The sequence below is a fragment of the Streptococcus mitis genome, from assembly GCF_946188585.1.
Lineage (GTDB): Bacteria > Bacillota > Bacilli > Lactobacillales > Streptococcaceae > Streptococcus > Streptococcus mitis_DG.
This window is the reverse complement of sequence record NZ_CAMHVI010000010.1, coordinates 38,957-50,007: the sequence shown is the minus strand read 5'-3', so window position 1 is coordinate 50,007 and position 11,051 is coordinate 38,957. Positions and strand designations below refer to the sequence as shown.

Below are 11,051 nucleotides of genomic sequence, written 5' to 3'. Positions count from 1 at the left end.
TCAGTCAGGCTAGCCATAGCCTTATCATAATTGATTTCAGGCTGTTCCGGTTGTTTTGGTTCAACTGGTTGTTCTGGACTTGTTTCGTCTCCAGGTTTTTGGTAATTTTCGTCTTTGCTAAGAATATCTTGCAAAGCAGTGACTGTTGACATCACATCTTGTACATTTACCGTATCAGAACTTAATTGTGCAGTGAGTTTATCAAGATTAGACTTAAATGCTTGGCGTGCAGTTGCTGTATTTTTCAAACCACTTGGATCAAAGTTAGATAAGTCGTCTTTCCATTTAGAGAGAGATTGAAGGATTTGTGTTTTGCTGTAGAGTTCGCTTCCTTCACCACGAGTGATGAATTGATCCACCTGGATACCGATGTTTCGAGACAAATCGTTTCGATCAGGATCTAGTTGAAGGGTGACTGCGTGCAAGTTTTCATCAAGACCTTTTAGGCTAACCAGAGTTTGATTGCCTTGGCGTTGAGTAGCGTGACCGCTAAAGTATTTCTTGTCCTCAATAGTCGACGCATTTCCCATGCCATCTTGGTAAGGAACTTCTTTGCCATCTAGGAAGACTTTGTAGATACCATGATTTGGATCAACATAGCCCTTGATATCAATTCCAGTACCGTAGAAGTAGGCTGTGACAGTTGTCTTTTTCTTTTGTTCATCAGTTAAGCGACCAAAGGAAGCCCAAGACTCCGTTTTTTGGTACTTGTCTGCCGAATTGGTTTCATGGTGCCAGCCAGGACTGTAATCCAACTGACTAGCTTGGTCATCATAACTTGTTTGATCCTTGATCAGCAATTCAGCTTTCATCACTTGGATGGTTGCATCGGTAGCAAAACCGAGCAGGGCCCCATCAGTGACAGAAGTGAGCTTGGCTTTGAAGTCAAAGATAGAGTCGGCTTGTTCTGTAAAGTCAATCGTTGGGATGGTAACAGTCTTTTCTGTTTCGCCATCTTCAAAAGTCACATCTTGAGTTGTATCTTGGTAAACTTTACCGTGAACCCCAGTTCCAGGTTCTGTGATGAAGCGAACAGTAGCAGTTCCCTTGCTTCCACCAACACGTTTAATTTTAACAGTGACTGGTTTTCCTTTTTCGACTTCGTAGTTAGTAGACTCGAGTTCAAACATTCCTTTGCTATCATTGTTTAGGGTGTAGATCCCTTCTGTAGCAATTGGTTCACCTGTTTTATTAACGAGGGTAATAGTATGTTGGCCAGGTGCTAAATCGTCTGTTTCATATACTTTTTGGCTGCGTTTACGGCTAGTGTTCTTAGTTTGCACATCCGCAACTTTTTGGCCATCAACGTAGACGGACATTTCTCCATGACCTGGGTCAACTGTAGAGACGACATAAGCCTTGGTTCCTGTGAAACGGTAGGTGACTTTGGCATCTTTCTTGTTGGTCCACATAGAAGTACCGCGAATACCTTCTGACTCGTTGTACCAAGTTGTACCTTCTTTGTCAGCTGTTGTATTTGAGTGGTATTCTAGTCCAAGAGGATATCCATCATTCTTTTCGATAGTGCTTGGAGTTTTATAGACTGAGAAGTTGGTTAGGATTGGTGTAGCTTGTGAGCCAGTAATCGTAACTCGGATTTTTTGTGCTTCTACAGGTTGACCTTGGATCAAACGACGATAGCCTACGGTTGAACCTTCACCATATGGGACCCAGCGTCCGTTGATTTCGACTTCAATCTTGAATCCAGAAATACGTTGTCCTTTGGCAATATCTTCCTTGAGTTCTACGACGTCAAAACGTCTCTTTTGTCCTAAATCAACTGTGAAGCTACCAGTTGTGGCATCATTTGAAAGTGCCCAACTAGTATCATCTTTACCATCAGTCAGGTGGCTTTCTTTGTAGAGATGGTTCTGACGAGTCGAACTTGCTGTGACAGTCGCACCTTTGGCAAAGTCAGTCGCATACATTTGATCTAGAGTCGCTTTGAATTCTTTCAAGCGAGCCACGTCAGCATCTGCGAATTTACCTTCTTTGTTTGGTGGAATGTTGAGAAGAAGTGGCGTTCCACGACCAACAGACTTGAAGTAGATATCCATCAATTCTTTGAGGGATTTTGGTTGCTGGTTATCGTGGTAGAACCAGCCAGAGCGTATGGAAACATCTGCTTCTCCTACAGAGTACATATCTCCGTCAGGGTCACCGTGGTTAAGGTATTCGTTCTTAACATTTTCGGTGATGTTTGCTTTCTTGACCTTATGCCATACAGGGTCACCGGCGATACCACGCTCATTTCCAATCCAACGGATACTTGTTGGTTCGGCAGAGAAGATAGCGATATCTCCTTCAGCTTCCTTGATGTATTTGAACCACTCATCAAAAGTATAGGTTACTTTTTGGGCACCGCTACCGCGAGCTCCATCCATCCAAACTTCGATAAATTTACCCTTATTACCGTATTTTGGATTACCAAGGATTTCTTTTAGTTGATTGAGGTAGTATTCGTTGTATTCTTTTTGAGTAGCTACCTTATATTTAGGGCTATTAACATCCCATGGTGATAGGTAAACACCCATGTTCATATCGTATTTAGTAGCCGATTTAGAGATTTCTTCTAGGAGGTCACCTTTTCCATCCTTCCATGGACTTGCAGCTACGGTATGATTTGTATATTTAGATGGGTAAATAACGAAACCATCGTGGTGTTTGACAACCATAATAGTTCGTTTAAAGCCAGTTTCCTTTAGAGTACGGATCCATTGATCTGTATCTAAGTTAGTTGGATTGAAGTTTTTAGGGTCTTCATTTCCATGTCCCCATTCAGAATTAGTATAAGTATTCATACCATAGTGGATGAAGGCAGCTAATTCTTCCTTGTGATAATCAAGTTGAGCCTTGCTTGGAAGCGGGCCGTGATTTCCGATTTCTGTTTCTTTATCTTCTGGATGAGCAGCAGGTAAAACATTTGAAGTCGGACTAGAGCTATCAGAGATTTTTTCGTATTCAAAGACAATATCATTCACACCCTTGTGCTGGATGCTGGCTTCTAAGCGTGGAGTGATCGCGCGGTAGCCTGCGATTTCTTTTGCTTCAAAAGTGTTTACAAAAGAAACATCGTATTCTTTTCCGTCATTATTATCAGTAACAACATCTGCTAATTCTTGCTCTGAGCCTTTCAAACGATAATGAATGGCAAATGAACCTTTATTCACTTTATAAACCACCTTGATGACCCGTGTTCCTGGAGCTGTTTTGCTGACGACGTTGTAGGTCCACTCATCTTTGAGTTGTTTGTTGATTTCGACGCCATCAATAGAGACAATCTGGTATTTCTCTTGATTTTTTGTATAGAAGTCAGTCTTAGCGATTTCTTTTTTGAAGTCATAATCAAAAGCTGTTCCAACTTCAGTTTTTTCAACAAAAGTATCATCAGTTTTGATTGGATTACCAGTTTCATCTACGTGTTGAACAACTACACGTCCGTAATCAATTCCTTTAATGAGTGTCGCAACACCATTTTCATCGAAAGAATATTGATTTTCACCAATAACAGCAGTTTTATTTCTGAACATTTCTCCTTCAGGAGTAAAGTAATATCGTTTCCCATTGTCACCTTGGTACCAACCTCTGACGCCATATTTTGCGATAATATCTTTTACCCATTTGACTTGCTCAGGTGAGAGGACGATTCCGCCGCCGAAACGGTCTTTGTCGGGGATGCCGTTTTCAATTGTGCCGTGTTGGTGAACACCGACTACTTTACCATCACTGTTGATAATACCAGCACCTGAAAGGCCTGAAACAGAAGTCATATGATAGGTGATGCCTTTTGAGCCTTTATCATCATAATTATCAACAGATTTCACGACACCATCAGCCTTGTAAAGTTGACCAGCTACAATTGGTTTTTTGAGCTCAGGAGAGCTTGAATCAGTTGGATACCCAATCGTGCTAACAGGGTCCCCCGGTTGATAGGTTTTGTTTTCTGCCAAAGGAACAAAGGTGGCAGCTTTATTTGGACTAGCGATTTGAAGAGGAACAGGTGCTACAACAGCAGCCAAGTCATTTTGATATCCTTTTCCAAATTCTTTCTTGTTCCAAAAATGAATATCTTCTTCTTTGAAGAGAGTAGTATTACCTGTTACAGGTTGAGAATTGCGAACGGCAGAATTAGAACCGAGGTTATAGTAAAACTTAGCAGAATCTCCACCTCGAATATGTCCTTCTTTTGTATCACGGTTTGATTCTAAAAAGTTGTGGGCAACAGTCAAGATGACATTTGGTGCCACAAAAATACCAGAACCAGACACGATATAGCGTTGGGAACCACCATTGTAAATAGTGTAAATCATACTAGCAGCAGTAGCAGGTTGTCCTTCATAAGGGACGTGCTTCAAATCTAGACCACCGTTGATAATTGCACGATTACCATTTTCAGCTTCTTTTGGAAGTTCTTCCTTGTTTTTTAGAATGCTTTCTGTCTCAACTTTAGGGCTATCCTTCTTGTCTACGATTGCTGAAGTATCTATGTTTTTCACGGGTGCATCAGGATAAGCTTGATCGTGGATTTCTTCAGGAAGCAAGTCAGTAGTTTTAGTTTCTGCTACAGTCTTCTCTTCTACTGGTTTAACAGTTTTTTCTGCTTTCTCTGCTTGCTCTGACTCTTGAGGTGTAGAAATTACAGGACTTTCATTTTTGACTTCTGGTTTGGTTTTTTCAACTTCGGCCAATTTTTCTACATTTGGTTGAGAGCTTGTAGTTTCAATTTTTGCTTCGTCAGCTAGTGCTGTACCAGATGCAAAAAAAGCGAGCCCAACCATAACCGAAGCAACACCAACGGTTAATTTTCTGATGCTAAAAGTTTGCTCTTTTTCAAAAAGGTATAGATTCATAATGTACTCCTAGTTTGAATCAAGACAGTCAGCTACTGTCTGAGCCCAAGTATGACTTGGAAACGATTTTCTTTAGCGATAGTTAGATTTTGTGCAATAGTTTGAGACTAATTACCCCCTCTGTTTAAGCGCTTTCATTTTAGAATAAAAAAATTAAAATTGTTATCTTAATCTTTAAAATAACCTAAAAACCTTAACATAACAAATATACTAAATTGTTCCAAGAAATGCAATAGAGAAAGTAAACCTAATTTAAAGAAATTCTTTCACTTTTTAAAGAAAAAATACATCCTTTCAAGAATTAAACTGAATGAAAGAATGTATTCAAAAAAAGTCAGAGTAATTTTTGTATCGCCTCTTCAATTTGTTTTGGGTCTGTTTTTGAAGAGAAGCGTTCAAATACCTGTCCATCTCGACCGATGAGAAACTTAGCGAAATTCCATTCGATTCGTTTTCCTAGTGGACCAGATTTCTGGTCTTTCAACCAAACATAGAGAGAATCTGCTTCTTTGCCGTTGACCTTGATCTTGGCAAAACGTGGGAAGGTGGTCTGATAATGTAGGCTACAGAAGGCGTTGATTTCCTCTGCGCTACCTGGTGCTTGTCCCATAAACTGATTGCAAGGGAAGTCTAAAATCTCAAATCCCTGATCTTGATAGCGGTCATAGAGTTCTTGGAGTCCTTGGTACTGGGGCGTTAAACCACATCCGGTAGCAGTATTGACAATCAAGAGAACCTTACCACGATAGGCATCTAGGGGAGTTTCTTGATTGTCTTGATTCAAGACTGAAAAATTGTATAGAGAGATCATTGATTGCTTTTCTCCTTCTGTTTGGTATTTTTAGGAGTTTTTTCCTCCTGTAGGGATAGAAATCCGTAGGTCAGAGTTCCAAAAATGCTACCGATAATCAGGCCATACATCAGTAAAGGAACACTTTTATCGAATTGCATGAGGAGCTTCACAAAATCTGGAAGTGACATCTGCTGAACGAAGACTTTATGAAAGATGAGTAGGATAAAGAGGCCAATCTGAAGACCGATAAACACCACCCAGCTTCGGAATTTGATTTGGCTCTTGCTGTAGGTTTTAAGGATGATTTCTGACTTGTCATCTTTTTCCAAGTGGAGTTCTTTGACGGCTCTTTGAGTTTTTAAAGTAATGAAAAAAATGAGTCCAGAGTAAACGTAGGGCATGGCATAGCGAACGGCTTCTATGAAGCGTCCAAATAACAGATAAAACAAGAAGAGGAAGAAGGAAGAATAAACGATTTGGACCATGGAACGGGCACAAGCCTTGTAGATAATCTCTTGCCGGCATTCATCAAAAGGGCCTTGGATGTGAAAGAGATTTCGGAGTAGGCGAGTGGTTAAGTCTTCTTTTTTCATGATAGTAACCTCCTAAATGAGCGGTTTTATTGACTTTCTTTTACAAATTGATAGAGATGATAAAGATAAGTGATTGAAGAAATGCTCGCGATAGTCAGCAGTAAATAATATTTCCAACCGCTTGAGATGAGCATCAGTTGTGGCAAAGATAGAATCATAAAGCATAGTGCTAAGTTGAGTATGCGCGTTTTTGGAGAGTCAATCTTTAGATAATTCAGTCCTTTGTTAAGTGCTGGAACAAAGACTAGCACGAGGAATATCTCGCTGATTGGCAAGTTCCCTGAAACGATGATGAAGATGAACAGAGAACTGAACAAAAGATGATAGGTAAGTAAAGTCACTAGTGTTTTCATAAGGCATCTCCTAATCCTCATCCTGATCTTCCTTGGCTTTTGCAATGCGACGGGAGATGATAATTTGTATAATCACTCCGAAGAAGAAAGAATGGAGAATACTTGAAAAAATATTTTTAAAAGCGAGAAGAGACTGAAGATAGTCCTGGCTCTCACCTAGCAGTATATGGAGAAGAGGTGTTATAAAAAATATCAATAGACCAACAAACAAACCCGCTTTCAGACCAGGGTAGTGTAGTTGCTTACTTTCTTTCTCGCTCAGCATATCTGGATCAATAGCTGTGATGCCTGTTTTTTTGGTTTGGGAGAGCACATAGAGAGAAGAAATCATGGAAATCATAAAGACAATGATTGGATAGCCGATAGCGACAATTTGCGGGTATTTATAAGCGAGGACGAAGGGGATGAGATTCCCAAACGTCATCAGATAAAAGAGGATGATAAAGACTTGATTGCCAATACGATCAGCCTCGCGTCGTTTGTGTTCGTCGAGAGGGCCAGAAATTCCGTATATGCGTTTGATGAGTTTTTCAGTGAAGGTTTCTTTTTTCATAAGTTTGCTCCTTTTTTAAAAATCTTCCTCCCAAAAGAGACTGTTGAGGTCAGTTTGGAGGCTACGAGCGAGATTGAGACAGAGTTCTAGGGTTGGATTGTACTTGTCGTTTTCAATCATATTGATGGTTTGTCTCGAGACACCGATATCTTTGGCGAGTTCGAGCTGGGAAATGCCCAGTTCTTTGCGAAATTCTTTCACACGATTCATCTGGTCTCCTTTCTGATTCATGTCGTATATATTTGACTATATTATATTCTTCTATGAAATAGATGTCAAGCATATTTGACATATTCTTAAAGAAATCTTACTTTTTTTGACCTATTTGTCTGACTAGTGCAAGCTAGTCAGATTTGTGGTAAAATAGATAGGATATGACAAAAGAATTTCATCATGTAACGGTCTTACTCCACGAAACGATTGATATGCTTGATGTGAAACCTGACGGTGTTTACGTTGATGCGACTTTGGGTGGAGCAGGCCATAGCGAATATTTATTAAGTAAATTAAGTGAAAAAGGCCATCTCTATGCCTTTGATCAGGACCAGAATGCCATTGACAATGCGCAACAACGATTGGCACCCTATATCGAAAAAGGAATGGTAACCTTTATCAAGGATAACTTCCGTCATTTACAGGCACGTTTGCGCGAAGCTGGTGTTCAGGAAATTGATGGAATTTGTTATGACTTGGGAGTGTCTAGTCCTCAATTGGACCAGCGTGAGCGTGGTTTTTCTTATAAAAAGGATGCGCCACTGGACATGCGCATGAATCAGGATGCTAGTCTGACAGCTTATGAAGTGCTGAACCACTATGATTATCATGACTTGGTTCGTATTTTCTTCAAGTATGGCGAGGATAAATTCTCTAAACAGATTGCGCGTAAGATTGAACAAGCACGTGAAGTCAAGCCAATCGAGACAACGACTGAGTTAGCAGAGATTATCAAGTCGGCTAAGCCGGCCAAGGAACTCAAGAAAAAGGGCCATCCTGCCAAACAGATTTTCCAGGCTATTCGAATTGAAGTTAACGATGAACTGGGAGCGGCAGATGAATCTATCCAGCAGGCTATGGAGATGTTGGCTCTGGATGGTAGAATATCAGTCATTACCTTCCATTCGCTAGAAGACCGCTTGACCAAGCAATTGTTCAAGGAGGCTTCAACGGTGGAAGTTCCAAAAGGCTTGCCTTTCATCCCAGATGATCTCAAGCCCAAGATGGAATTGGTATCCCGTAAGCCAATCTTGCCAAGTGCAGAAGAATTAGAAGCCAATAACCGCTCGCACTCAGCCAAGTTGCGCGTGGCCAGAAAAATTCACAAGTAAGAGGAAAAAATGGTAGATAAGAAAGAAACAACCAGTCAATTCTTGCAGAATCGTATAAAAAAATTCTCACGTGTGGAGAAGGCTTTTTATCTTTCCATCGCTTTTACGGCTCTCGTTTTAGCAGTGAGTATCATCTTTATGCAGACACGACTCTTGCAAGTGCAAAGTGATTTAACAAAAATCAATGCGCAGATAGAGGAAAAGAAGACAGAGCTGGATGATGCTAAGCAGGAAGTGAATGAATTGATTCGTTCCGAGCGCTTGAAAGAAATTGCAGATAAAAAAGATTTGAAATTGAATAATGAAAATATCCGAACAGCGGAGTAAGATATGAAATGGACAGAAAAAATAACCCGATTTGCGATAAAAAATCGTAAATCTCCAGCAAAAAACCGTAGGATAGTTGGCAAGTACCTCAGCTTTTTAGCTGTTGCCCTTTTCGGCCTCTTTTTGGCCAATTTTGCTTATATTATCGCAAAAGGTAATATATTTGGTACTGACTTGGTAAAAGAGGCTAAAAAGGTTCACCAAACAACCCGAACAGTTCCTGCCAAACGTGGGACTATCTATGACCGAAATGGAGTGCCTATCGCTGAAGATGCGACCTCTTATAACGTGTATGCTGTTATTGATAAAAAATACAAGTCAGCAACTGGAAAAATTCTTTATGTAGAGGATTCGCAGTTTAATAAGGTAGCTGAAGTCTTCCATAAGTATTTAGACATGGATGAAGCTTATGTGAAAGAGCAATTAGCTCAACCAAATCTGACCCAAGTTTCCTTTGGTGCAAAAGGAAATGGGATTACATATGCCAATATGATGGCTATTAAAAAAGATTTGAAAGATGCTAGTGTGGAAGGGATTGACTTTACAACTAGCCCTAATAGAAGCTACCCAAATGGACAATTTGCTTCTAGCTTTATTGGCTTAGCCCAACTTCATGAAAATGAGGATGGCAGTAAGAGTTTGTTAGGAACTTCTGGTTTGGAGAGTTCTTTAAATACCATTCTAGCTGGGACAGACGGTATTATTACCTATGAAAAAGACCGTGTAGGAAATATCGTACCAGGTACAGAACTGGTATCGCAACAAACTGTGGATGGCAAGGATGTTTATACAACATTGTCTAGTCCGCTACAATCTTTCATGGAAACTCAGATGGATGCCTTTCTAGAAAAAGTAAAAGGTAAGTATATGACCGCGACCTTGGTCAGTGCAAAGACCGGTGAAATTCTCGCTACCACCCAACGACCTACCTTTAATGCGGATACTAAAGAAGGAATCACTGAGGACTTTGTTTGGCGTGATATTCTTTATCAAAGTAACTATGAACCAGGATCAACCATGAAGGTTATGACGTTAGCTTCTTCTATTGATAATAATACCTTCCCAAGTGGAGAATACTTCAATAGCAGTGAATTAAAAATAGCGGATGCGACGATTCGAGATTGGGATGTTAATGATGGTTTGACTACTGGTAGGATGATGACTTTCTCACAAGGTTTCGCACACTCCAGTAATGTTGGAATGAGTCTTCTTGAACAAAAAATGGGAGATACTACTTGGTTGGATTATCTAAACCGCTTTAAATTTGGGGTCCCAACTCGCTTTGGCTTGACAGATGAATACGCTGGTCAACTTCCAGCTGATAATATTGTCAATATTGCTCAAAGCTCATTTGGTCAAGGAATTTCAGTAACACAAACACAAATGCTTCGTGCCTTTACAGCTATTGCTAATGATGGAGTTATGCTGGAGCCAAAATTTATAAGTGCTATTTATGATACTAACAATCAGTCTGTACGAAAGTCTCAAAAAGAGATTGTAGGAAAACCTGTATCTGAAGATGCAGCAAGCTTGACTCGTACTAACATGATATTAGTTGGGACGGACCCTATATATGGAACTATGTATAATCATTACACAGGAAAGCCAATTATAACAGTTCCTGGACAAAATGTAGCAGTTAAATCCGGTACGGCTCAAATCGCTGATGAGAAAAATGGAGGATACTTGGTTGGTTCTACCAATTATATTTTCTCAGTTGTGACTATGAATCCTGCTGAAAATCCTGATTTTATCTTGTATGTAACGGTTCAACAGCCTGAGCATTATTCAGCTGCCCAGTTGGGAGAGTTTTCCAATCCAATCTTGGAGCGGGCTTCAGCGATGAAAGAATCTCTGAACCTTCAATCTCCAGCTAAGAATTTAGATCAAGTGACGACAGAATCTTCGTATGCAATGCCTAGCATCAAGGATATTTCACCTGGTGATTTGGCGGAAGCCTTACGTCGAAATATTGTGCAGCCAATCGTTGTTGGTACTGGAACAAAGATTAAAGATACTTCTGTAGAAGAAGGAAAAAATCTTGCACCAAACCAACAAGTTCTCCTTTTATCGGATAAGGTAGAAGAAATTCCAGACATGTATGGTTGGACACAGGAAAATGTTCAAGCATTTGCCAAATGGTTGAATATTGAAATAGAGTGGGATGGTACAGGTAAAACGGTTCAAAAACAAAGTGTTCGTACCAATACTGCCATCAAAGATATTAAAAATTTGAAAGTAACTTTAGGAGATTAAC

General features: G+C 40.1%; 9 protein-coding genes. 3 read left to right on the top strand and 6 right to left on the bottom strand.

Annotation, left to right across the window (positions count from 1 at the left end):
- From N8M66_RS09045 to N8M66_RS09020, 6 genes are all read right to left on the bottom strand, one after another.
- Positions 1-4,850 (bottom strand): alpha-L-fucosidase (locus tag N8M66_RS09045; RefSeq protein WP_261047141.1); only part of this gene is annotated, 4,850 nt, incomplete at its 3' end.
- A gap of 334 nt (positions 4,851-5,184) precedes the next feature.
- The gene (locus N8M66_RS09040; protein WP_261047139.1) at positions 5,185-5,661 is read right to left on the bottom strand and encodes a glutathione peroxidase; all 477 of its coding nucleotides are present in this window, start codon (positions 5,659-5,661) and stop codon (positions 5,185-5,187) included.
- On the bottom strand, positions 5,658-6,236 hold the full coding sequence (locus N8M66_RS09035) for a DUF3278 domain-containing protein (RefSeq protein WP_261047137.1): 579 nt from the start codon (positions 6,234-6,236) through the stop codon (positions 5,658-5,660). The genes N8M66_RS09040 and N8M66_RS09035 overlap by 4 nt, the downstream gene beginning before the upstream one ends.
- A gap of 26 nt (positions 6,237-6,262) precedes the next feature.
- Positions 6,263-6,589, bottom strand: coding sequence for a hypothetical protein (locus N8M66_RS09030; protein ID WP_261047135.1), 327 nt, complete (start codon positions 6,587-6,589; stop codon positions 6,263-6,265).
- 10 nt (positions 6,590-6,599) lie between these two features.
- Positions 6,600-7,142, bottom strand: coding sequence for a DUF3278 domain-containing protein (locus N8M66_RS09025; RefSeq protein ID WP_261047131.1), 543 nt, complete (start codon positions 7,140-7,142; stop codon positions 6,600-6,602).
- A gap of 15 nt (positions 7,143-7,157) precedes the next feature.
- A complete protein-coding gene (locus N8M66_RS09020) occupies positions 7,158-7,352 on the bottom strand; it encodes a helix-turn-helix transcriptional regulator (RefSeq protein WP_001082472.1) in 195 nt (64 codons plus the stop codon).
- A 164-nt stretch (positions 7,353-7,516) separates the two neighbouring features.
- Between N8M66_RS09020 and rsmH the strand changes: the two genes are divergently transcribed.
- From rsmH to pbp2X, 3 genes are read left to right on the top strand one after another with little or no spacing between them, the layout of a single operon-like run.
- On the top strand, positions 7,517-8,467 hold the full coding sequence (gene rsmH, locus N8M66_RS09015; RefSeq protein WP_261047129.1) for a 16S rRNA (cytosine(1402)-N(4))-methyltransferase RsmH: 951 nt from the start codon (positions 7,517-7,519) through the stop codon (positions 8,465-8,467).
- A gap of 9 nt (positions 8,468-8,476) precedes the next feature.
- Positions 8,477-8,794 carry a cell division protein FtsL gene (gene ftsL / locus N8M66_RS09010; protein WP_000227824.1) on the top strand — a complete coding sequence of 106 codons (318 nt, stop codon included), beginning with the start codon at positions 8,477-8,479 and terminating at the stop codon, positions 8,792-8,794.
- A gap of 3 nt (positions 8,795-8,797) precedes the next feature.
- Positions 8,798-11,050, top strand: coding sequence for a penicillin-binding protein PBP2X (gene pbp2X, locus N8M66_RS09005; RefSeq protein ID WP_261047126.1), 2,253 nt, complete (start codon positions 8,798-8,800; stop codon positions 11,048-11,050).
- The last annotated feature ends 1 nt before the right edge of the window (position 11,051 follow it).

Coding starts and splice junctions, on each gene's coding strand:
- N8M66_RS09040 (WP_261047139.1), bottom strand. CDS start 5,661: ATGATCTCTCTATACAATTTTTCAGTCTTGAATCAAGACAATCAAGAA.
- N8M66_RS09035 (WP_261047137.1), bottom strand. CDS start 6,236: ATGAAAAAAGAAGACTTAACCACTCGCCTACTCCGAAATCTCTTTCAC.
- N8M66_RS09030 (WP_261047135.1), bottom strand. CDS start 6,589: ATGAAAACACTAGTGACTTTACTTACCTATCATCTTTTGTTCAGTTCT.
- N8M66_RS09025 (WP_261047131.1), bottom strand. CDS start 7,142: ATGAAAAAAGAAACCTTCACTGAAAAACTCATCAAACGCATATACGGA.
- N8M66_RS09020 (WP_001082472.1), bottom strand. CDS start 7,352: ATGAATCGTGTGAAAGAATTTCGCAAAGAACTGGGCATTTCCCAGCTC.
- rsmH (WP_261047129.1), top strand. CDS start 7,517: ATGACAAAAGAATTTCATCATGTAACGGTCTTACTCCACGAAACGATT.
- ftsL (WP_000227824.1), top strand. CDS start 8,477: ATGGTAGATAAGAAAGAAACAACCAGTCAATTCTTGCAGAATCGTATA.
- pbp2X (WP_261047126.1), top strand. CDS start 8,798: ATGAAATGGACAGAAAAAATAACCCGATTTGCGATAAAAAATCGTAAA.